Below are 21,192 nucleotides of genomic sequence, written 5' to 3'. Positions count from 1 at the left end.
GTAGGTCACTATCATACTAAAGTTTAATAAGGCTGTGAGTGAATAATAGGTGCAAAAAACTCATGGTTTCTATCGATAAAAGTGCAGATAATTGGATGATTAGTATTTTCCCAATAAAAAAGGCAGCATAAATGGCTGCCTTTGCATTAATTGTATGATGAATCTAACTGCTTTGTTGCATGCGTTGGCGTGAGGCCGCTGCCAATTTAAGCAGCAAGGCTTCAGAGTCTTCCCAATGAATGCACGCATCAGTAATGCTCTTACCGTATTGTAATGCTTGCCCCGGAATCACCTGTTGGTTGCCTTCCTCAATAAAACTTTCGATCATTACGCCAGCAATATCGGTAGCGCCAGAGGCAATCTGTTGCATGACGTCGTCAGCAACTAGCAATTGGTTTCGGTGTTTTTTCTGGCTGTTGCCGTGACTAAAGTCAATAACCAAGCCTGCATGAATGCCAACGCTCTTTAAGTGTTCACTGGCGGCAGCAACGTGTTCAGCCTGATAGTTCGGCGCTTTACCACCGCGCAGGATAATATGCCCGTAAGGATTGCCATGGGTACGGTAGACCGACATTACGCCGTCTTTATCCGGTGAATAAAATATGTGAGCAGCGCGGGATGCACGTACTGCGTCGACGGCGATCTGGATATTTCCATCTGTGCCATTTTTAAAACCGACGGGGCAGGAGAGCGCCGATGCCATTTCGCGGTGAATTTGGCTTTCAGTGGTGCGTGCGCCAATCGCGCCCCAAGTGATCAGGTCTGCAATATATTGGCCGTTGACCATATCCAGAAATTCGGTCGCAATAGGCAGTTTAAGTTCGGTGATTTCCTGTAACAATTTACGCGCTAAACGTAGACCTTTATTAGGACTGAAACTGCCGTCCAAATCTGGATCTGAAATTAACCCTTTCCAGCCGACGGTGGTACGTGGTTTTTCAAAGTAAACGCGCATCAAAATACACAGATCATCTTTTAGTTGTTGATGAAGTTGCGTAAGACGCTTGGCATAGTCGATAGCGGCATCGGTATCATGAATAGAGCACGGACCGATAATCACCAACAAGCGTTTATCTTTGCCTTCTATGATGGCTTCTACTTCGCGGCGTTGCTGCACTAGGTAGTCGGCAGCAGCTTGGGTCAGGGGATATTCGGCAGATAGCTGTGCAGGTGTAATTACATTACACAGCAGATCAGATCTTAGCTCGTCGGTTTTTATGGTCATTCGTTGCGTACTACCAGAATACTATCTTAGGAAGGAATCTTAGTTGGCAGCAATTATACCGAATTGAGTGCGGCAGCGCAGCGAAAAATCGAACGCTGCCGCGAATTGTATTATTTTTAGAACAGTGTTGGCCGTTAGCACTGCTCAAAAGCAAAAATCGTGCGTTAGAACATGTGACGTTCCATACCTGTGACATCCAAAATCTTGGTGGCGATCTCTTCTACTGACTGATGTGTGGTGTCGATATAGGGAATCCGTTCTTTTTTGAACAGCATCTCCACTTCTTTTACCTCTAAGCGGCACTGACGTATTGATGCATAACGACTATTTTCTAATCGGCTCTCACGGATCTCGTGTAGTCGCACCGGATCAATAGTTAATCCAAATAATTTGTGTTTGTTGCGCTTGAGAATTTCCGGCAGCTTCAGATTATCCATATCTTCTTGAATAAAGGGATAGTTGGCCGCTTTGATGCCGAACTGCATCGATAGATACAAACTCGAGGGGGTTTTGCCACAACGCGATACCCCGACCAAAATAATGTCGGCTTTATCCATGTGTTTCAGGGTTTGGCCGTCATCGTTCTCCATAGCGAAATTTATTGCATCAATCCGCGCATCATAGCTCGCATTGAGCATGCTATGGGTACGATGCATGGTGGGGAGTGCCTGAACGCCCAGTTGTTGTTCGAGCGGCGTCACAAAAGTGTTCAAAAAGTCGTAATCGAGTCCTTCACTGGAGTAAATAATGTCGCGAATTTCTGATTTTACGATGGAATGGAACACTAAAGGGCGCTGACCTGTTGTAATAAAACTATCATTTATTTGCTTCTTAACAGCTTCCGCTCTCACGATAGTTTCGACGAAAGGAATCGTAACTGAATCAAATTTAAGCGGAAATTGCGATAACACCGCGTGGCCGAACACCTCTGCTGTAATGGCTGTTCCATCAGAAATATAGAAAACTTTTGGTGTCATAACGACCTCTTGTAGTAAAAAAATTACAAATAAAATTATGCATTTACGCTCATATTCGTGAAGTGTAAAATGCCTTGGCCCCCTTTTGAAAGGGCTACTTAAATAAACTTGCGGAGATAGAACTGTGCAGCAATATGTACTCTGGTATCAGGAATTAGGCATGGACGATGTCAACAAGGTGGGCGGTAAAAACGCTTCCCTTGGTGAGATGATTAGTAACCTGGCCAACGCCGGTGTTCAAGTACCCGGTGGATTTGCGACAACTGCTTATGCCTTCAACGAGTTTCTGGAGCAAAGCGGCGTTAACCAGAAGATATATGAAATCCTTGACACACTGGATGTGGACGATGTCAACGAGTTGGCAAAAGTAGGCGCACAGATCAGATCATGGATTATCGACACTCCATTCCAAGCTGACCTTGAAGCAGCAATACGTGAAGCCTACGACAAATTATCGAGTGAAACCACAGAAGCATCATTTGCAGTACGCTCTTCTGCGACTGCAGAAGATATGCCTGATGCATCATTTGCCGGCCAACAAGAAACCTTTTTGAACGTTAAAGGCTTCGATGCGGTACTGGTTGCCATCAAACACGTATTTGCTTCTTTGTTTAATGATCGCGCGATTTCATATCGTGTGCACCAAGGCTATGACCATCGCGGTGTGGCGCTGTCTGCCGGTGTACAACGTATGGTGCGTTCTGACAAAGCGGCTTCTGGCGTAATGTTCAGTATCGATACTGAGTCAGGTAATGACGAAGTGGTATTTATCACATCGGCATACGGCTTAGGTGAAATGGTGGTGCAGGGCGCGGTTAACCCTGACGAATTTTACGTGCACAAACCAATCCTCAATGCCGGTAAGCATGCCGTTGTGCGTCGCAATATCGGTAGCAAGCTCATTCAGATGGTCTACTCCGCCGACCAATCTCATGGCAAGCAAGTTAAAATTGAGGATGTTGAATTAGCAAAACGTCGTCAATTCTCTATCTCCGACGAAGAAGTGATGGCGCTGGCTAAGCAAGCGCTGATCATTGAAAAACACTATGGCCGTCCGATGGATATCGAATGGGCTAAAGATGGTAACGACGGCAAGCTGTACATCGTACAAGCGCGTCCAGAAACGGTACGTTCTCGTGAAGACGTACAAACCATCGAGCGTTATCACCTAAAAGAAAAAGGTGAAGTCATCGCCGAAGGCCGTGCTATTGGTCACAAGATTGGTGCGGGTACCGCTAAGGTACTCAAGTCTTTAGATGAAATGGACAAAATCCAACCTGGTGATGTACTGGTTACCGACATGACTGACCCAGACTGGGAACCTATCATGAAGCGCGCGAGTGCGATTGTGACTAACCGTGGTGGTCGTACTTGTCACGCTGCGATTATCGCACGTGAATTAGGTGTGCCAGCGGTTGTGGGGTGTGGTGACGTAACCGATCGTATCCAGCATGGCCAAGAAGTCACCGTGTCTTGTGCAGAAGGCGATACTGGTTACATCTACCAGAATAAACTGGCATTTGACATGATCTCTAGCCGTGTTGATTCAATGCCTGAACTGCCGATGAAGATTATGATGAACGTCGGTAACCCAGACCGTGCCTTTGACTTTGCTCGTCTGCCTAGCGCCGGTGTTGGTCTGGCTCGTTTGGAATTTATCATCAACCGCATGATTGGTATCCATCCGAAGGCGTTGCTGGAATTCGATCAACAAGATGAAGCGTTAAAAGCTGAAATCACCGAAATGATCGCCGGCTATGAATCACCAGTAGAATATTACATCGCACGTTTGGTTGAAGGTATTGCGTCTATCGCAGCGGCCTTCTATCCGAAGAAAGTGATTGTACGTATGTCTGACTTCAAGTCTAACGAATACGCCAACTTAGTTGGTGGCGACCGTTACGAGCCAGACGAAGAAAACCCAATGCTGGGTTTCCGTGGTGCTAGCCGCTATATCTCTGAATCGTTCCGCGATTGTTTTGCACTAGAGTGTGAAGCTATTAAGCGTGTACGTAACCAGATGGGGCTGACCAATGTTGAAGTGATGATCCCATTTGTCCGTACGCTTGAAGAAGGCCGTAAAGTTATTGAGCTGCTGGCTGAGCAAGGTTTAGAGCGCGGAAAAGATGGCTTACGTGTCATTATGATGTGTGAAGTACCATCAAACGCGTTATTGGCTGATGAGTTCCTCGAAATCTTCGATGGCTTCTCAATTGGTTCTAATGACCTGACGCAGTTGTCACTTGGTCTTGACCGTGATAGCGGCATTATTAGTCACCTCTTTGATGAGCGTAACGCTGCTGTTAAGAAACTGTTGGCGATGGCTATTAAAGCTTGTAAAGAGAAAGGTGCATATGTAGGCATTTGTGGTCAGGGTCCTTCTGACCACGCTGACTTCGCTGCATGGCTGGTAGAACAAGGGATTGATACAGTTTCACTCAACCCTGATACAGTCATTGATACGTGGCTTTATTTAGCAGAAGCGCACGGTTAATCACCTCACATTATTAATACGCTGTTAAAGAAGCCGCTTTTTAGCGGCTTCTTTTTGTTTATAATGCTGCCAAAACAGAAAATCACAGTGAGAGATAAATGTTACCCCTGCTATCGCATCAACAGGTGTTAGAGCCTGTCTATCTTGATTATCTGAGTGCCTTGGAAACCGCTGGCTTTGCTGGCGATATCGACACTCGCTACAGTGCTCGACTGGCTCAGGCTACTGATAATTCCATATACCAATTCCTGCCGCAGGCGGTGATTTATCCCAAAAACTCTGACGATGTGGCGTTGGCGTTATCTGTTGCGGCGAAACCGGAATTTGAAAAGGTCGTCTTTAGCGCCCGTGGCGGCGGCACCGGTACAAATGGTCAGGCGTTAACCCATGGCATAGTGCTAGATCTAAGTCGCCATATGAATCGCATATTGGAAGTGAATGCGGCCGAAGGCTGGGTCAAAGTTGAAGCCGGGGTGATCAAAGACCAGCTAAATGATGCGCTACGTCCTCACGGTCTGTTTTTTAGTCCAGATCTCTCGACCTCAAACCGAGCGACGCTAGGCGGTATGATCGCCACTGATGCCTCGGGTGCGGGTTCATTAGTGTATGGCAAAACCTCTGATCATGTGATGGCATTAAACAGTGTTTTAGTTGACGGCAGCATGCTGGCTACTGATGAGATTTCGGCAACCGAGTTACCGGATGGGTCCGCATCGCTCGGTGATAAGATTATTGCTGAAGTTGCTAAGCGTTGCGCCGCTAAGCGTGAGCTTATCCTCGAGCGCTTCCCCGATATGAATCGCTTTCTCACGGGGTATGATCTTAAGCATGTCTGGAACGATGATCTGAGCAAGTTTAACTTAAGCCGTATCCTAACCGGGGCTGAAGGCACCTTAGCTGTGGTTACAGAAGCTAAGTTACATGTAATGCCATTGCCGAAAACGCGTTTGATGGTCAACGTCAAATACGACAGCTTTGAGTCGGCACTGCGCCACGCACCAGACTTGGTAAAAGCGAATGCGACGGTAGTGGAAACCGTTGACTCTAAAGTGCTGAACTTAGCGCGCGAAGATATTATTTGGCACTCAGTTTCGGCACTTATTCAAGATGTACCGGGCAAAGAGATCGATGGCCTCAACATGGTTGAGTTTGCTGGTGAAGAGCAAGACGTTGAGCAGCGTGCAGAGAGCCTTTGCCAAGTGCTTGAACAGCAGATCGCCAACAGCGAAAAGGGAGTGGTGGGGTATCAGCTCACTCGAGATGGCGCGTCGATTTCAAAAATTTATGCGATGCGTAAAAAAGCTGTCGGTCTGCTCGGTGCCACAAAAGGCCGCCGTAAACCGATTGCTTTTGCCGAAGACACCGCGGTTCCGCCAGAGTCGCTTGCCGACTACATCATGGAGTTTCGCGCACTGCTTGATAGCCACAAGTTGCAATACGGCATGTTTGGTCACGTGGATGCAGGCGTATTGCACGTAAGACCTGCGCTAGATATGTGCGATCCTCAAGATGAACAACTACTCAAACAAGTATCGGATGAAGTCGCCGCACTAACGCGCAAATACGGCGGTTTGATGTGGGGCGAACACGGTAAAGGTGTACGTGGCGAATATGGTCCTGCTGTTTTTGGCGAAGAGCTTTATAGTGAGTTAGAAGAGATCAAAACCTTATTTGATCCACAGAACCGACTCAATCCTGGCAAATTGGTGGCACCTAAAAATAGTGGCCCATTGCTATATAACGTTGACAGTACAAAACGCGGTAAATTTGATCGGCAGATCCCGGTAACTATTCGTGATGCATTCCCTGATGTCATGGACTGTAACGGCAATGGTTTATGTTTTAATTACAGTCGTTTCTCACCGATGTGTCCATCATTTAAGGTCACTGGCGATCGCATCCATTCACCCAAAGGTCGTTCTGGTTTAATGCGCGAATGGCTGCGTCTATTGGAAGCTGAAGGTGTGGATATTAATGCTTTAGCCAAGGCAAAACCGGTCAGTATTCTGCAGCGTATCCAAAATACATTGAATAAAGATAAAGAGTACGACTATTCCCATGAAGTGATGGAGTCGATGAAAGGCTGTTTGGCGTGTAAGGCTTGTTCTGGGCAATGTCCGGTAAAAGTCGATGTGCCTAAATTCCGTGCGCAGTTCTTTAACATGTATTACACCCGTTACATGCGCCCAGCGAAAGATTATCTGGTGGGTACCATCGAGGATTCAGTGCAATTGATGGTGAAGGCGCCGAAACTGATGAACTTCGCGACGCAAAATGGCGTGAGCAAATGGGTCATCAAAAAGGCACTTGGCTATGTCGATGCGCCAGCGTTGTCGGTTCCAACACTTAACCAAATGTTAGATGCACATCATAGCCGAGGTTATGATCTCGAAGCACTGCAAAAAATTCCGTTGGCAGAGCGCTCACAATATGTGCTGGTCGTGCAAGATCCGTTTACCAGTTTCTATGATGCCGAATTGGTCTATCACTTTGTTCGTTTGGTGGAGAAATTGGGCTATAAGCCAGTTTTGTTGCCATTTAAACCGAACGGTAAACCGGCGCATATTAAAGGGTTTTTGGATAAATTTGCTCGTATTGCCAAATCAGCATCAGATTTTTTCAATCAAGTCGCTGCGCTTGGCATGCCGATGGTGGGGGTAGATCCTGCGTTGGTATTGGTTTATCGCGATGAGTATAAATTCGCACTTGGCGCTGGTCGCGGTAACTTTGATGTAATGCTCTCCAACGAATGGCTACTCAAAGAATTCGATAAATTGCCAGAGCTTGAGCATAGTGGACGTAAATTTACGTGGTTTAGTCACTGTACCGAATCCAGCGCCAAGCCGAGTACACCGAAAGATTGGCAGAAGCTTTTTGCACGTTTCGGAGCAGAACTTGATAGCATCAATCTCGGATGTTGCGGTATGGCGGGTACCTATGGACACGAAATTGAAAATTTGGAACGTTCAAAGGCGCTCTATCAAATGTCTTGGGAGCAAGCGATTAATACCATTCCACATGAGCAGATTTTGATCTCTGGTTATTCCTGTCGTAGCCAGGTTAAGCGTATTGAAGGCTTTAGAGCGAAGCACCCGGTTGAGGCACTGCTGGAACTTGTTATCAAGGCTGAGTAGCGTTAGCACCAGTCAAAAAAGGAGACCTTCGGGTCTCTTTTTTATTGGCGCAATCGAAATTTTTATTTCTCTATAAAACATTAGCCTACGTAAATTCGACAGAAAGTTAATGGTTCTTCTCGTGCAAATTGATCTTTGAGGTAGTATTAATAATAAGGAGAAGCAGGCCTGAATGGCGGGAGGTATTAGTTGAACCGAGATGAAAGTTTGGGTTATTTAGTAGCTCACCTAAACCAAGAGATTCAAAACGAATTGGATGCTCGCCTGCAGCTTTATCAGATAGACATTAAGCTGTGGCCAGTGCTGTTTTCCTTGTTGCAGGAGGAGGGCATAAGTCAAACTGAGCTTTCCAAACGTTGTGATGTCGCTAATTACACTATGACCCGTTTACTGGATCAGTTACAGGCTCAGGGACTAATTGTGCGTCATCAGGAAGAAGATAACCGTCGTACTTTTCAGATTTTTCTTACTCCGCAAGCCAAAGCGATGGAACATGATTTGGTCAGAGAAGCGGAGCGGGTCAATGAGATGTATCTTGGTAAACTCGATGAAGATGAACGTGCGGTACTCATGGCGTTACTTAGAAAAGTTAATCGAGAAGAAAAGTGAGCATAGAAGCTCACTTTTTTTATCGCAGCTGTGGCTGTTTGTTAGCGAATAGACTTGCTTTATAACGACATCAGAATCAAACATGACACACAAGTGATGAGCGCAAACTGCATGCCTAGGTGCATATGTCGGCTGCTGAGATGTTTTAAACTCGTTATCAGCTCATCACGGCGGTAAATACGGCAGATCGTTTGTGCCCCTGTGGCGTCCGTAAGCAACTGCAGCTTGCAATTATCACCGTTTGACAACTCAAACAGATGTTCACTTTGCTGCGCTAAATTAAATTTGCGCGACACCGTTTTACCGTTGACTGTCAGATATTCCAATCCCGTCCAGTCGCTAGCGCAAAACTCAACTCTATGGTGAGCTACATCGTAACTGAATTTGACCATTTCGGGCGTCCTTAGGCTGCTCTTTATATCTTAGAGTCAAGCAGACGAAGATGAATGACGCCACCTCGAAATAATGAACTTTATGTTAACAAAATGTATCTTGGCGCTCTCGTTAACAATTTAGCTGGTCTATCCAGTTATCAATGAAATGCTGTTTAATGGACTCGGAATATACTTATTTACCGTTAATAATGGCTCTGGCCATCTCGTCTGCCACGTCTCCGGTTGTTCTATTTTGTGCATCTGCCACTTGAAATACTTGTGACAGAGTATGGTAAATCTGCGACACTTTTACTGTCGATTGTTCACTATCATAATGATTTTCAAAGGATACATTGATAATGCCGCCTGCATTGATGACATAATCAGGCGCATATAAAATGCCGCGTTGTTTTAGTTGTTCGCCGTGAATTGGCTGTGCTAACTGATTATTAGCGCAACCTGCGACGATTTTTGCCTGCAACTGCGGAATGGTGGTGTCGTTGAGCGTTGCGCCTAAGGCACACGGGGCATAAACATCGACAGCTTGGCAGTAGATTTCTTGCGGTGCAACGATTTGAGCGCCAAATTCTTCAGCCACGCGCGTTAAAGATTGTTGATGAATATCGGTCACAATCAATTGCGCGCCTTCCTGATGCAGATGACGGCACAGATAATAGCCGACATGACCAACCCCTTGCACCGCAATACGCAACCCTTCAACACTATCTAAACCAAGCTTATGTTTTACTGCGGCCTTAATCCCTAAAAAGGTGCCCAAAGCGGTATAGGGGGACGGATCACCACTTTTTCCTTCTAGACCCGCGACAAAACTCGTTTCTGTACCGGCAACACTTATGTCTGCAGGCGTAGTACCAACATCTTCTGCAGCATAGTAGCGACCGCCAAGACTGTTCACAAAGCGGCCAAATGCTTTGAAAAGTGCCGTTCTATCGGTTGCATTTTGCGGGTCCGCAATAATGACAGACTTACCGCCGCCCATCTGTAGCCCTGCCATGGCATTTTTATAGGTCATTCCCTTGGATAATCGCAGCACGTCATTTAACGCTTCATCATCTGAGTGGTAGTTCCACATGCGGCAACCGCCAAAAGCCGGGCCGAGATGAGTATTATGGATTGCGATAATTGCCTTAAGACCGCTTTCTTTATCATGACAAAAGACGACCTGCTCATGTTCGTCGAAGGAAATATGATTAAATACCGCCACAGAATGTCTCCGTTTGTTGTTAAATTTATCCCGGAAAAGGGCTTTTGACTTGAGCTAATATGAGCGGAACGATAGCATCTAGTTTTCGCGTCAACCAACAACAGACGAGATTCAATGGTCGCTAATACTGGAAATATTGCTTTCCATTGAACCGTTGCTGTCGTTGCGTTAGGCGCTATTAAAACAACAAAATTGCAGTTGAAAGGACGTTTTATGACCGATACATCGGCCGGTAGCTCTGTGCCACAATTGAGCGAAGCGCAGATCCAAGCGTGGACGCGCGAACAATTTCAAAAAGCGAACAAGTTTCTCGCGGAAAAGGGCATTATCCCAAACAAGGTTAACACCAGTGAGAGCCGTTATTTAGCGCCCTATGTGGCAGTGTGGAAATTGGAATCCACCCAGCCTACCAAAGCCAGTTACTGGGTGATTTCTGGTGATCTGCCAACCGATATGATTGGGGCGAATGCAGCAAAAGATGCCCGTGATGTGATTCGTCACTTTTCACTGGCGTGGCAGTTGAAAGCTGAAAATCTGATCCAATCTGGGGCCGTGCGAGACGAAACTCAGCGTAAATTTGCCAATTTGCTTATAGCCAGAGCGCAAAGTCTGTTTCAACTGCATGAACAAGAGCAGTTGTGGCAGGGACAAGCTGTATAAAGTTTTAGATGGTGATCACAAGCGTAAAACACCCGCATCTAGCGGGTGTTTTCATTGTAACTGCGGCTCGATATTACTCAGCGGCGGCATCGGTCTCGGCGCTGACAACGGGCCAGCCCCCGAGTGACTTCCATTTGTTGACAATTAAGCAAAATAACTCTGCGGTACGTTCTGTGTCGTACAACGCCGAATGGGCTTCGCGATTATCAAATGGAATGCCGGCGATACTACATGCTTTGGCCAGTACCGTATGGCCTAATGCTAAGCCCGCGAGTGTTGCGGTATCAAAGGTTGCAAACGGATGAAACGGAGAGCGTTTGATATGGCAACGTTCGATCGCTTTGCTAACAAAACCATGGTCGAACGCTGCATTGTGGGCGACGATAATGGCACGATGACAGTCAAATTGCTTGAGGTTTTTCTTCACCGCTTTGCATATCTCTTTCAGCGCTTCCGCCTCGCTGACAGCACCTCGCAACGGATTACTCGGGTCAATACCATTAAATGCCAAGGCTTCAGGTTCCAAATTAGCGCCTTCAAACGGCTCAACATGGAAGTGTAATGTCCGGTCAATTTGTAAATTGCCATCTTCATCCATTTTCAGCAATGTGGCGGCAATTTCTAGCAGTGCATCGGTCTGCGCATTGAACCCTGCGGTCTCGACATCAATAACTACTGGGTAGTAACCGCGAAAACGGTACTTTAATTGATTGCTTTCAGGTGGATTCATGCATGACCTCTGGACTTTTTGAAGGCGGCTATTATGCTAAATCAAATCAAGAGTGTCATGTTTGATTGCGTGTTTTTTCAGCTAAAGAAACAACAAATTGGGCCGATAAAAGCTCAAGTGTAGAATTCAAACGGAGTTTTCCGAATGTGGCGTAAAGTGATACTGCTGTTTTCGCTAGTGTTATCTTGGCATGCTAATGCTGAGTTAAGGCACTATGTCGCATCACTTGATCAGTCTCAGTGGCGAATTAGCGTTAGCTCACCGTTGGAATGCACGCTAGAACATGATATCCCCGCTTATGGTAAAGCCGTATTTACCAGCACATCTGGTAAAGCGATGAATCTGCATTTCATCTTGGATATGTGGCAAAAACCCGATGCAGTGACGGATGCCAAATTACTGAGTAAAGCGCCACAGTGGCGGCCCGGTGTCATGTCGCGAACCTTGCTCAATTTACACTATAAAAAGTACTTTAACGGTGAAGTGCCTAAAAAGGCGGCTTGGGCGATGCTTAATGAGCTTGAGCGCGGTATGGAGCCTACCTTCTATTACACTGATTGGAATGATAGCGACAGTAAAGTTGCCGTAGGATTGTCAGCGGTTAACTTTCAACCGGAATATGCGCAGTTTCGTCAATGTATTGCCGGATTGCTGCCTTACGGCTTCGATGACATTGCGTTTACGGTATTGAACTTTAAAGAGGGTTCGACTGAACTCACTAAGTATTCAAAGATGCAACTCAAGCGCGTAGAAGCCTATTTACAATACGACAAGAACATTGAACTGGTGTTGGTTGACGGTTACACCGATAGCTATGGGGCTCGCAGTGTTAACCAAAAAATGTCAGTGAAACGCGCGGAGCAGCTAAAAGACATTCTGGTGCAGCAGGGAATTCCCGCGGACAAAATCCAAACGACAGGGCATGGTGAAGAGCGACATGTTGCTTCTAATTCAACCTCTGGCGAGCGCGATATTAACCGTCGGGTGGTTATCCGAATGTCGAAAAACGTTGAGTAATTGTATTAAGCAAAAAAAACGCCGCTGAATTCAGCGGCGTTTTTTTACGTCTCGCAATGTGTCGGCTAAAAGCCTCTCGGCTCGTCATCATCATCTTCTGCGGAAGAGTTTGGCTTTGGTGCAGAAGATGATTTGCTGTCCTTATCTTTGTCTTCTGGCTTACGTTTGTCACCAAATTGCGGCATCTTAAACTTGGCGCTGTATTTTAGTACCGCGAGGTTACTAAACACTACGCCAATCACCAGTACAATAATCAGAATAGCTTCAATGTTAGACATAGCCTTTCCTTAATCTTCACTGATCAGGCGCTCACAGCGTGCAACATCTTCAGGTGTGTCTACTTCGGTTGAGTTGAATTTGCTAAAGGCGAGCTTGATGCGATGGCCGTGTTCTAATGCACGCAGTTGCTCAAGTTTTTCTAATTGCTCAAGACGCCCCATTGGCAATGCCGCAAAGGTTTTGAGGAATTGGCAAGTGTAAGCGTAAACCCCCAGATGTTTGTACATCGGATACTCAGCGCAATCGCGCCCATAAGGGATAGGTGAACGAGAAAAGTACAGGGCGAACATGTCGTTATCGAACACGACTTTTACTTGATTAGGATCCTGCGGATTATCATTCTCGCCAAATTGATAGGCTAGTGTTGCCATTTCAAATTGATTCGGTGCCTCTTTGAACAGGGACGCCAGTTGTTCAAGGGATTCTGGATCTGCTAGCGGCTGGTCACCTTGCAAATTGATAACTAAATCTTCGTCTTGTAAACCTAGATGGGTGATAGCCTGATTAATTCTATCGGTGCCAGAGGCAAGTTCAGCCGTGGTCATCACCACTTTACCGTTAAAGCCATGCACTGCGCTGGCAATGCGTTCATCATCAGTTGCGACATAGACTTCATCGATGCCTTTTGCCAACAAAGCGCGTTCATAAACACGTTGGATCATTGGCTTGCCTTTGATCATTGCCAGCGGTTTACCTGGAAAGCGTGAGGAACCATAACGGGCAGGGATGATCAAGATGACTTTCATTGTGTTTTCCTACTAAAACCAAGAATATGTTACCGCCGTATCTTAACATGCGTGCGCTATAAAACACTTATCGCAGTCATTAATAATTATGGCCCGGCGTCAGATGAAAGAGGAGAATAAAAACAATTCAGGCTGGTTTGAACCAACCTGAATTTGAGAGATGAATTACTTAGCTAATTGTTCTTTGCGCCAGACTTCGCCATCAATAGCGACATCTAAATCGGTGAGCAGGCCGTTATCAATACTATATAGCCAACCGTGGATAGCCAATTCCTGACCTCGATCCCAAGCATCCTGAACAATGGTGGTGCTGACGACATTGGAAACCTGTTCAATGACGTTTAGCTCACACATGCGATCAAGGCGAGCCTTTTCGTCGAGCTTGTCTAATTCGGCACTATGAATACGATAGATATCGCGTAAATGACCTAACCAGTTATCAATTAAACCGTGACGTCCATTCGATAATGCGGCTTTAATGCCACCACAGCCGTAATGGCCTACCACCATAATGTGCTTCACCTTTAACACATCAACGGCGTATTGCAGTACCGACAAGCAGTTAAGATCAGTATGAATAACGAGGTTAGCGATGTTGCGATGAACGAAGACTTCGCCCGGCATCAGATCGATAATTTGATTGGAAGGAACGCGACTGTCTGAACAGCCAATCCAAAGATATTCCGGATTTTGTTGCTTTGCCAGTGCGCCAAAAAATTCAGGGTTCTCACTGCGGATCCGTTCGGCCCAACGACGATTGTTATCAAACAGCTGTTTTAGAAGTCTCATGTCCCTTAAGCCTTTACTACAGGGCGCAAATGCCCATGGTGCAGATGATAATACCAGACGCCGTTCTGCGTCTGGTAGAACCTTTAGCCATGACTGTGATCTTCTGAGCTATAAGCAATAGAATTCAGGTTTTATTGCACAGGTGGCAAGGCTACCGTTCTGACAAAACGCTGCACCAATTCGTTTAATTGCGCCAAAATCAGCGTTTTTAATTGAACATCTTGATTAGCAATGAGTTGCTGCAAAGATTCGGTTGAATATTGCGTTAGAAACAGTTGAGCGCGCGGGTAATAGCTGTAATGCCACAACTCTTCACTTGTGCCACTGATGCCTTTTTGAAAGGGTCGATAAAACCCAAATCGATGGGCGTGCGTTTCCAGCCAACAGAACATCTTATGGCAGGGTCCACCGGCAATATATTCATTGTTGACTAAGCGCAGTTGTTCTCTCTGTAGCGCGCTGGCATCAAAGAGATCCAAATCTGTTCCCCAATGATGACGTGACATTCCGGGAATGGCTGACCATATCAGCATAGTTTGCAGCAGTTGAGCGGGTGAAAGGGTATTGATATCGACCGTTTTAGCGTCAGCATCCAGTACCTTACGCCTGCCGACCGCTTTGCTGTTCCAGATGCGGCATTGATGTTCAAAATGCCGAAAACCAGAGCAGATATTGAGCTGAATACCGTCCGCTGCTGCGGCTTGTTTCATACGCGAAAATGCTGTTAACGTTTCGGCGTCAAGCAATAGTTGTTTGTTATCGTCGTCGATAAAGGCCACCATCGTGGCCTCATCGAATCCAAACATTTGCTCTGGGCTAAGGCTCAGCACAGCAGTTTTTCCAGAATACGCTGATAGCACTGGGCAAGCAGTTCTAGATCGGTTACCGATACGCATTCATTCACTTTATGGATGGTCGCATTTACTGGGCCTAACTCAATAACTTGTGCGCCCGTCGGTGCGATGAAACGTCCGTCAGAGGTGCCGCCGGAGGTTTGTGCATCCGTGGTGATACCTGTCGTTTCAAAAATCGCGTCGCGAGTAGCGTCGAGTAGCGGACCGTCACCGGTCAAAAACGGCAAGCCATTAAAAATCCAGTTGATGTCGTAATCCAAGCCGTGAGTATCCAGAATGTGTTCGACTTTGCTGATCAGCACCTCAGCGGTGACTTCTGTGGAGTAGCGAAAGTTAAACATGACTTCCAGTTCGCCCGGGATCACATTCGATGCGCCTGTACCGCCATTGATATTGGCAATTTGAAAGCTGGTCGGCGGGAAGAAGGCGTTGCCGTTATCCCAAGTGGTCGCAGCTAATTCTGCCAACGCTGGAGCGGCTTTGTGTACTGGGTTATCGGCTAAGTGAGGGTAGGCGACATGGCCCTGAATCCCCTTGACCGTCAGATTGCCAGTTAAGCTGCCGCGGCGACCATTTTTGACGATATCGCCAAGTTTGTGGGTACTTGATGGTTCGCCTACTAATGCCCAAGTCATTTTCTCATTGCGAGCTTCTAGGGTGTCTATTACACGGGTCGTGCCATTGATGAACGGGCCCTCTTCATCGCTGGTGATCAGAAATGCAATAGAACCTTTGTGATCAGGATGTTCGGCAACAAAACGTTCAGTCGCGATCACCATTGCCGCTAGCGAACCTTTCATATCGGCCGCACCACGACCATGCAGATAGCCATCAATGACGGTCGGGGTAAACGGTGGTGTATGCCAGCGGTTGAGATCACCAGTCGGCACTACATCGGTATGCCCTGCGAAACAGAAGACTGGCGCTTCCGTGCCTCTGCGTGCCCACAAATTGGTCGTGTCTTCAAACACCATTGATTCGCAATTGAAGCCCAATTTTTCTAGCCGCTCAGCCATTAGCTGCTGGCAACCTTCATCCAAAGGGGTCACTGAAGGGCGGCTGATAAGATCAACTGCTAACGCTAATACTTCATTGGTCATTGAGCAAACCACTCCTTATAAGCGGCTTCTTTAAAGCCAACAAGAATTCGCTCACCATCGGTCAGCACTGGGCGTTTGATTAAAGTCGGGTTGTCGAGCATTAGCTGGCGGGCACTGGCGGCATTGAGACCAGCTTTTTGCTCATCACTCAGTGCGCGGTAACTGGTGGAACGTTTATTGAAAATTTCTTCCCAGCTAGCGAGAGCTAGCCATGAATCAAGCAATTCAGCAGATAACCCTTGTGCGCGGTAATCATAGAATTGATAAGGAAGCTGTTGCTTGTCCAGCCAAGTGACGGCTTTTTTAACGGTATCACACACTTTGGGTGACAGCCCGTAGAGCATTGAAGACATGGATATTCTGCTACTTTCTGTAAGATAACAGCAGTATAACAAAGGTGATCTAGTTCACCAATGCGGCCGCCTAAACGTCCACAACAAAAATCACGTCTTTACCCGCTTCAACAGTGCCCTGACATTTGTCCAAACTGCGAACGTCTTCCATATTGGCTAAAACGACAGGCGTTAGCAGGCTGCTAACTTGGTTTTGTAAAAACTCTAAATCAAATTCCAGAATATGATCGCCAGCTTTTACTTGTTGGCCTTCCTGAGCTAAGCGTTTAAAACCTTTGCCACGCAGTTCGATAGTGCCGACACCAAAATGCACAAACAGCTCAAGACCGTGAGGCGACTCGATACTGAATGCATGATTGGTTTCGAAAATTTTACCAATAGTACCGTCGATTGGCGCTAACATGTAGCAGCCTTTGGGATTGATAGCGATACCATCACCGACAATTTTTTCTGCAAAAACGACATCGGGTACTTTTTCGATCGGCACGATTTCACCAGAAATCGGCGCATAAACTTTAATGCCGCCTTCAATATTGGGTTGACCTGAAACCAGGCGCCGGATTCGGCTAAGAAGTCCCATTGAAATAATGTCCTTGTGTAAATAAATTTGTCGTACGGCGTGATGCGACTTATTTGTATTAATTAAACGCTAGCATACTGAATTAACTTGGCAACTTACAACTGACAAGCAGGGATTCCAGCTCACTAATTCGTTTGCAAGCTAGCGCTTGTCTAGCCAGATCACAAAATTGCTGATAGTTACCTTCGCAAAGCAGAGCTTTCACCTCTGGAATTGCCGCCGGGTTGATACTTAATTCTTCCAGCCCCATTCCAACAAGAATAGGCGCGATGCGACTATCACTGGCCATTTCACCGCAAAGTGAACAACTTACTCCAGCTTGTTTGGCCGTTTGTACCGTCATATTGATAAGTTGCAATACTGCCGGGCAAAAGGCGGGATAATCAGCTGCCAATGCCAAATTGGTGCGATCTGCCGCCAAGGTATATTGCGCCAAGTCATTACTGCCAATACTAATAAAATCAAGCTTGGGCAGCATACTTGCTAAATTTAGCACTGCTGCAGGCGTTTCGACGACAATCCCTAGCTGAAGTTCACCAAATTTTTTGCCTTCCTGTTGTAACTGCTGCTGGCAAATAGCCACTTCGGCTAACAGTTCATCCAGTTCTTCTGCTTGTGTCACCATAGGGAACATCAAGCGCACACTACCAAATTCTGCGACTCTCAACACAGCTCTCAGTTGCGAACGCAGCAGCGCTTTGTGTTTGAGTGAATAACGGATACCGCGGATCCCCAGCGCCGGATTATCTTCCTGCTGTTTGTTGGGCAGACAAGCAAATTCCTTGTCGGCACCGATATCCAAGGTGCGAATAGTAATGGTTTTGCCAGCCAGCAAATGAATCGCATTGTAGTATTGGGTGAACTGTGCCTTTTCATCAGGCACACGTGTCGCATCCATTAACAAAAATTCGGTGCGGAAGAGTCCAATGCCATCAATCCCAAATTGCGCCAAACGGGCAACATCATTTAACGAGGTGATGTTTGCCATGAGCTGAATGCGGTGGTGGTCTTGAGTGCTGCATTCAATGTCGCGATACTTTGACAGTGCCTGCCGACGTTGTTCGTTATGCAGCTGTTTAGTCGTTAAATCTGCTGTGGTTGTTGCATCTGGATTGATATGTAGGCGGCCAGCATACGCGTCGATGATAACCGGCATACCATTGGAGATTTCAGCGAATTCAAATCCGCATGAAAGCAGTGCAGGAATGCCTGCAGCACGGGCAAGAATTGCGGTATGACTGGTTAAGCCTCCCGTCTTTAACACAATCCCTTTGATGCGGTCTAATGGCAGTTGCGCAAACTCTGAAGGGGTTAGATCTTCCGCTAACAATATTGAATCGTCAGGAAGATTGTTAAGGAGTTTTCCGCCAGCGCCATTAATGACATTGATGATTCGGCGTCCCAAACTCACAACATCGTTGGAGCGCTGCGCCATTAATGGATCATCAAGTGCAGCAAGTTCACTGGCTTGGTGCAAAAACACCCGATCAACTGCGGCGGTAGCGGAGAGCTGTAAATCACGAATGGAACTGTGGATTTGTTGCTGCAACTCAGTATCTTGCAACAACAATAAGTCAGCTTCGATAAGCGCGTAGGTATCACTACCTTCAGTTTGCTGCGCGAGACTATCTTCTAGTTGTGTACAGAGTTGGCGAATGGCGTCAAAGGCTTTGCGTTGTTCACCAGGCACCAGATAGAGCGGTAGGAGCCGGTAATCTAGGCTGTTATCAAAGGGTTCAAAAAGAACGGATGTCCCTTGTGCTATCCCCGTTGATACGGCAATTCCTTTTAGCTCCATTACTACTCCTCAGCTAAGGGTTTCCAATAGCTCTGCGATTTTATTTACCGCGAGTTCGGCACTCGCGCCCTCAGCAAAAACGCGTACGGTAACACCCTTATACAAGCCCAACGTCTGTAACTTAAATAAGCTTTTGGCACTGGCCTGTTTTCCTTGGCACTCGACCATCACATCACAATCAAACTGCTTTGCTTCTTTCACCAATACAGCTGCCGGGCGGGTATGTATCCCATGCTGTGCAACAATGGTGACGGTTTTTTCATACATAAACTGGACAACTCCGGCTATCAATCCGACTCACTAAACGGTCGACAACCGGGGTAGCATGCATCAGAAGCGCATCAGATTCAATGTTGAGCGTTAGTTAACGCGGTGAAAGTAGGGGAATGGCGGTAAAAGCGTGGTGACTACTAACAAAAAAGCAGGCCATTTGCCTGCTTTTGTCACCAAAGAAATTTATGCTTAAGTTTTGAATTGCGTCAACGCATCCGACATCTGTTTGCTGATGCTGTCGAGATCGCCCGCCGCATTTCCGGTACTTTCATTCGCTTTGACCGACACTTCGGTAAGTTCAGAAATATTGGTAACGTTACGGTTAATCTCTTCTGTCACTAAGCTTTGCTCTTCTGTGGCACTTGCGAGTTGATGGTTCATATCGCTAATGTTGGCGATGAAGCGCAAGATCTGTTGCATTGCCTCATTGGCGAGCGTGGCTTGCTGTTGCAGCTCTTCAGACTCTTTTTGGGTGACTTGGTTACTGCGCATCACTTCGGCAACACCAGTCTGAATATCACTCACAATCTGCTGGATCTCATTAGTCGATTGCTGCGTTCTGGTCGCGAGTGCTCTCACTTCATCAGCGACGACGGCAAAGCCGCGGCCATGTTCACCAGCGCGAGCAGCCTCAATAGCAGCGTTAAGCGCCAGCAGGTTAGTTTGTTCGGCGATGGTACGGATAACATCCAAAATACCGCCGATCTGCTCTGATGAATGCCCCAGTGCTTGTGTTTGCTGCGCCGAAGATTGCAACTCTTCCGCGAGCGTTTCGCAGCGCGAAAGTGTTTGTTCGACCGTTTGTTTTCCCGACAGCGCTTGTTCTTTCACACTGGTTGCAGTGTCGGCTGCTTGTTGGGTGTTATCCGCCATTTCGCGCGTAGTGGCCAGCATTTGATTAACAGCGGTCGCCACGCTGGCCGTTTCACGATGAACGTGTTCGGCGCTGCGATTTGATTCGTTAACAGCGTTCAGCAGTTGTTTGGAGTCTTGGCTCAGGCTTTTGCCGAGAGGCTTCATTTGCTCAAGTGCCGCGGCAATTTTGGCAACAAACTGATTGAAGGCGGTGGCCAGCGCTGACACTTCATCTTTACCGTAAGTGTCCAACCGTTTACGCAGATCGCCATCACCATTGGCAATGTTATTCATTGCATCAATAGCCGCTTTCAACGGTGCATTAATCGATTGATTCAGCAACAAGAAGAACACGAATATGGGCAGGGCAATCATTATCATAATGATCACGTAATGCCATATCACGGTTTTCATGGTTTCGTTGATGTCACTGGCATAGGCGCCGGTTATCACAACCCAGCCCATATTACTGTCTCGCATTGCCAGCGCTTGCATGTCTTCATCTTGATTGCGTGACGGGTGATGCCAAGTGAATTCGGCTGTGGCTTCTTTGCTGTTACGGGCTTGGTTTAACAGCGATTGAAACGGTGTTTTACCTTCGCTATTTGATAGTGAGGAAACGTTCTTACCAACAGTATTACTGTTGTTACCATTTCCTAGAATCGTGCCGTCGGCATCAACCACCATAAAGTGCTCAGCGTTGCCATATTGCATGCCGTTAATGCCAGCAATGATCAGTTGTCGTTGCTGAGCTTTTGACAAGGATAAAGACTGAATTAACTTTGCTTGGTTCGCGCTGAAGGATAAAACTGTTTGGATCAGGGCGTGATTTTGCGCTGCTTTTTGCTCGACCAAGTTGTTGTACTGCTCTTTGATCGAAAATCCGGCAAAACAAAATGTGCCCACTGCAGCCATTACTAACATCAAGATAAGACGTTGAAGAATGGTGATTTGTCGCAGCAATGCCATATTATATGTCCCTGACTATTTAGACTTACTGAAACCAACTGGCGCTAGTATTTCATGTTGTGCCGAAATATGCTCGCTAATTGTAGGTTTTTGGGAAATACCTCACCTAAATTGGTGATTTTTTTAGCGTTCGCACGCATAAACTTCAATA

At 46.6% G+C, this 21,192-nt stretch carries 20 protein-coding genes; 5 read left to right on the top strand and 15 right to left on the bottom strand.

Annotated elements, in window-relative coordinates; translation table 11 throughout:
• Positions 1–163: 163 nt before the first annotated feature.
• On the bottom strand, positions 164–1,225 hold the full coding sequence (locus HR45_RS03455; RefSeq protein ID WP_037439764.1) for a 3-deoxy-7-phosphoheptulonate synthase: 1,062 nt from the start codon (positions 1,223–1,225) through the stop codon (positions 164–166).
• 164 nt (positions 1,226–1,389) lie between these two features.
• Positions 1,390–2,202 (bottom strand): posphoenolpyruvate synthetase regulatory kinase/phosphorylase PpsR, encoded by an 813-nt coding sequence (gene ppsR / locus HR45_RS03450; RefSeq protein ID WP_037439762.1) that lies wholly within the window; start codon positions 2,200–2,202, stop codon positions 1,390–1,392.
• Positions 2,203–2,326: 124 nt separating this feature from the next.
• Between ppsR and ppsA the strand changes: the two genes are divergently transcribed.
• The 3 genes from ppsA to HR45_RS03435 all read left to right on the top strand — a co-directional run bounded on the left by ppsA (position 2,327) and on the right by HR45_RS03435 (position 8,439).
• A complete protein-coding gene (ppsA, locus tag HR45_RS03445) occupies positions 2,327–4,696 on the top strand; it encodes a phosphoenolpyruvate synthase (RefSeq protein WP_037439760.1) in 2,370 nt (789 codons plus the stop codon).
• Between the two features lie 98 nt (positions 4,697–4,794).
• Complete coding sequence (ydiJ, locus tag HR45_RS03440) at positions 4,795–7,830, top strand: D-2-hydroxyglutarate dehydrogenase YdiJ (protein ID WP_037439759.1); 3,036 nt, start codon at positions 4,795–4,797, stop codon at positions 7,828–7,830.
• Positions 7,831–8,019: 189 nt separating this feature from the next.
• Positions 8,020–8,439: a MarR family winged helix-turn-helix transcriptional regulator gene (locus HR45_RS03435; protein WP_037439758.1), complete on the top strand. Its 420-nt coding sequence runs from the start codon at positions 8,020–8,022 to the stop codon at positions 8,437–8,439.
• A gap of 59 nt (positions 8,440–8,498) precedes the next feature.
• Here HR45_RS03435 and HR45_RS03430 read toward each other — a convergent pair whose 3' ends face one another.
• Together HR45_RS03430 and HR45_RS03425 are read right to left on the bottom strand one after the other, a co-directional pair.
• Positions 8,499–8,831, bottom strand: a complete 333-nt coding sequence (locus tag HR45_RS03430; RefSeq protein ID WP_037439756.1) for a hypothetical protein — start codon at positions 8,829–8,831, stop codon at positions 8,499–8,501.
• Between the two features lie 175 nt (positions 8,832–9,006).
• A complete protein-coding gene (locus HR45_RS03425) occupies positions 9,007–10,038 on the bottom strand; it encodes a Glu/Leu/Phe/Val dehydrogenase dimerization domain-containing protein (protein WP_037439755.1) in 1,032 nt (343 codons plus the stop codon).
• 213 nt (positions 10,039–10,251) lie between these two features.
• On the opposite strand from HR45_RS03425, the gene HR45_RS03420 reads away from it, so the two are divergent.
• Entirely contained in the window at positions 10,252–10,698 is a 447-nt protein-coding gene (locus HR45_RS03420) for a DUF4826 family protein (protein WP_037439754.1), read from the top strand.
• 73 nt (positions 10,699–10,771) lie between these two features.
• Here the strand turns inward: HR45_RS03420 and rnt are convergent, their stop codons facing one another.
• Complete coding sequence (gene rnt / locus HR45_RS03415) at positions 10,772–11,428, bottom strand: ribonuclease T (protein ID WP_037439753.1); 657 nt, start codon at positions 11,426–11,428, stop codon at positions 10,772–10,774.
• Between the two features lie 144 nt (positions 11,429–11,572).
• Here rnt and HR45_RS03410 point away from each other — a divergent pair, with 144 nt between their 5' ends.
• On the top strand, positions 11,573–12,445 hold the full coding sequence (locus tag HR45_RS03410; protein WP_037439752.1) for a flagellar protein MotY: 873 nt from the start codon (positions 11,573–11,575) through the stop codon (positions 12,443–12,445).
• 65 nt (positions 12,446–12,510) lie between these two features.
• Here HR45_RS03410 and HR45_RS03405 read toward each other — a convergent pair whose 3' ends face one another.
• The 10 genes from HR45_RS03405 to HR45_RS03360 form a co-directional block, all read right to left on the bottom strand.
• Positions 12,511–12,723, bottom strand: a complete 213-nt coding sequence (locus tag HR45_RS03405; RefSeq protein ID WP_037439751.1) for a DUF2897 family protein — start codon at positions 12,721–12,723, stop codon at positions 12,511–12,513.
• A 9-nt stretch (positions 12,724–12,732) separates the two neighbouring features.
• Entirely contained in the window at positions 12,733–13,470 is a 738-nt protein-coding gene (gene kdsB, locus HR45_RS03400) for a 3-deoxy-manno-octulosonate cytidylyltransferase (RefSeq protein ID WP_037439749.1), read from the bottom strand.
• Between the two features lie 165 nt (positions 13,471–13,635).
• On the bottom strand, positions 13,636–14,259 hold the full coding sequence (can, locus tag HR45_RS03395; RefSeq protein WP_037439747.1) for a carbonate dehydratase: 624 nt from the start codon (positions 14,257–14,259) through the stop codon (positions 13,636–13,638).
• Positions 14,260–14,390: 131 nt separating this feature from the next.
• Entirely contained in the window at positions 14,391–15,065 is a 675-nt protein-coding gene (locus HR45_RS03390) for a M15 family metallopeptidase (protein WP_063355091.1), read from the bottom strand.
• A gap of 17 nt (positions 15,066–15,082) precedes the next feature.
• The gene (gene dapE / locus HR45_RS03385; RefSeq protein ID WP_037439742.1) at positions 15,083–16,213 is read right to left on the bottom strand and encodes a succinyl-diaminopimelate desuccinylase; all 1,131 of its coding nucleotides are present in this window, start codon (positions 16,211–16,213) and stop codon (positions 15,083–15,085) included.
• Positions 16,210–16,566, bottom strand: coding sequence for an arsenate reductase (locus HR45_RS03380; RefSeq protein WP_037439740.1), 357 nt, complete (start codon positions 16,564–16,566; stop codon positions 16,210–16,212). Before HR45_RS03380 ends, dapE begins: the two co-directional genes overlap by 4 nt.
• 70 nt (positions 16,567–16,636) lie before the next feature.
• A complete protein-coding gene (gene crr / locus HR45_RS03375; protein ID WP_037439738.1) occupies positions 16,637–17,146 on the bottom strand; it encodes a PTS glucose transporter subunit IIA in 510 nt (169 codons plus the stop codon).
• A gap of 82 nt (positions 17,147–17,228) precedes the next feature.
• Complete coding sequence (ptsP, locus tag HR45_RS03370) at positions 17,229–18,944, bottom strand: phosphoenolpyruvate--protein phosphotransferase (RefSeq protein WP_037439736.1); 1,716 nt, start codon at positions 18,942–18,944, stop codon at positions 17,229–17,231.
• A gap of 9 nt (positions 18,945–18,953) precedes the next feature.
• The gene (locus tag HR45_RS03365; protein ID WP_037439734.1) at positions 18,954–19,211 is read right to left on the bottom strand and encodes an HPr family phosphocarrier protein; all 258 of its coding nucleotides are present in this window, start codon (positions 19,209–19,211) and stop codon (positions 18,954–18,956) included.
• Between the two features lie 195 nt (positions 19,212–19,406).
• Positions 19,407–21,041 carry a methyl-accepting chemotaxis protein gene (locus HR45_RS03360; protein WP_037439733.1) on the bottom strand — a complete coding sequence of 545 codons (1,635 nt, stop codon included), beginning with the start codon at positions 21,039–21,041 and terminating at the stop codon, positions 19,407–19,409.
• Between the last annotated feature and the right edge of the window lie 151 nt (positions 21,042–21,192).

The sequence above is a fragment of the Shewanella mangrovi genome, assembly GCF_000753795.1.
In the GTDB taxonomy this organism is placed as follows: Bacteria; Pseudomonadota; Gammaproteobacteria; order Enterobacterales; family Shewanellaceae; genus Shewanella; species Shewanella mangrovi.
Note: the sequence above shows the minus strand (reverse complement) of the source record. Positions and strands in the feature narration are given on the sequence as shown.

Coding starts and splice junctions, on each gene's coding strand:
- HR45_RS03455 (WP_037439764.1), bottom strand. CDS start 1,225: ATGACCATAAAAACCGACGAGCTAAGATCTGATCTGCTGTGTAATGTA.
- ppsR (WP_037439762.1), bottom strand. CDS start 2,202: ATGACACCAAAAGTTTTCTATATTTCTGATGGAACAGCCATTACAGCA.
- ydiJ (WP_037439759.1), top strand. CDS start 4,795: ATGTTACCCCTGCTATCGCATCAACAGGTGTTAGAGCCTGTCTATCTT.
- HR45_RS03430 (WP_037439756.1), bottom strand. CDS start 8,831: ATGGTCAAATTCAGTTACGATGTAGCTCACCATAGAGTTGAGTTTTGC.
- HR45_RS03420 (WP_037439754.1), top strand. CDS start 10,252: ATGACCGATACATCGGCCGGTAGCTCTGTGCCACAATTGAGCGAAGCG.
- rnt (WP_037439753.1), bottom strand. CDS start 11,428: ATGAATCCACCTGAAAGCAATCAATTAAAGTACCGTTTTCGCGGTTAC.
- HR45_RS03410 (WP_037439752.1), top strand. CDS start 11,573: ATGTGGCGTAAAGTGATACTGCTGTTTTCGCTAGTGTTATCTTGGCAT.
- HR45_RS03405 (WP_037439751.1), bottom strand. CDS start 12,723: ATGTCTAACATTGAAGCTATTCTGATTATTGTACTGGTGATTGGCGTA.
- kdsB (WP_037439749.1), bottom strand. CDS start 13,470: ATGAAAGTCATCTTGATCATCCCTGCCCGTTATGGTTCCTCACGCTTT.
- can (WP_037439747.1), bottom strand. CDS start 14,259: ATGAGACTTCTAAAACAGCTGTTTGATAACAATCGTCGTTGGGCCGAA.
- HR45_RS03390 (WP_063355091.1), bottom strand. CDS start 15,065: ATGTTTGGATTCGATGAGGCCACGATGGTGGCCTTTATCGACGACGAT.
- dapE (WP_037439742.1), bottom strand. CDS start 16,213: ATGACCAATGAAGTATTAGCGTTAGCAGTTGATCTTATCAGCCGCCCT.
- HR45_RS03380 (WP_037439740.1), bottom strand. CDS start 16,566: ATGTCTTCAATGCTCTACGGGCTGTCACCCAAAGTGTGTGATACCGTT.
- crr (WP_037439738.1), bottom strand. CDS start 17,146: ATGGGACTTCTTAGCCGAATCCGGCGCCTGGTTTCAGGTCAACCCAAT.
- ptsP (WP_037439736.1), bottom strand. CDS start 18,944: ATGGAGCTAAAAGGAATTGCCGTATCAACGGGGATAGCACAAGGGACA.
- HR45_RS03365 (WP_037439734.1), bottom strand. CDS start 19,211: ATGTATGAAAAAACCGTCACCATTGTTGCACAGCATGGGATACATACC.
- HR45_RS03360 (WP_037439733.1), bottom strand. CDS start 21,041: ATGGCATTGCTGCGACAAATCACCATTCTTCAACGTCTTATCTTGATG.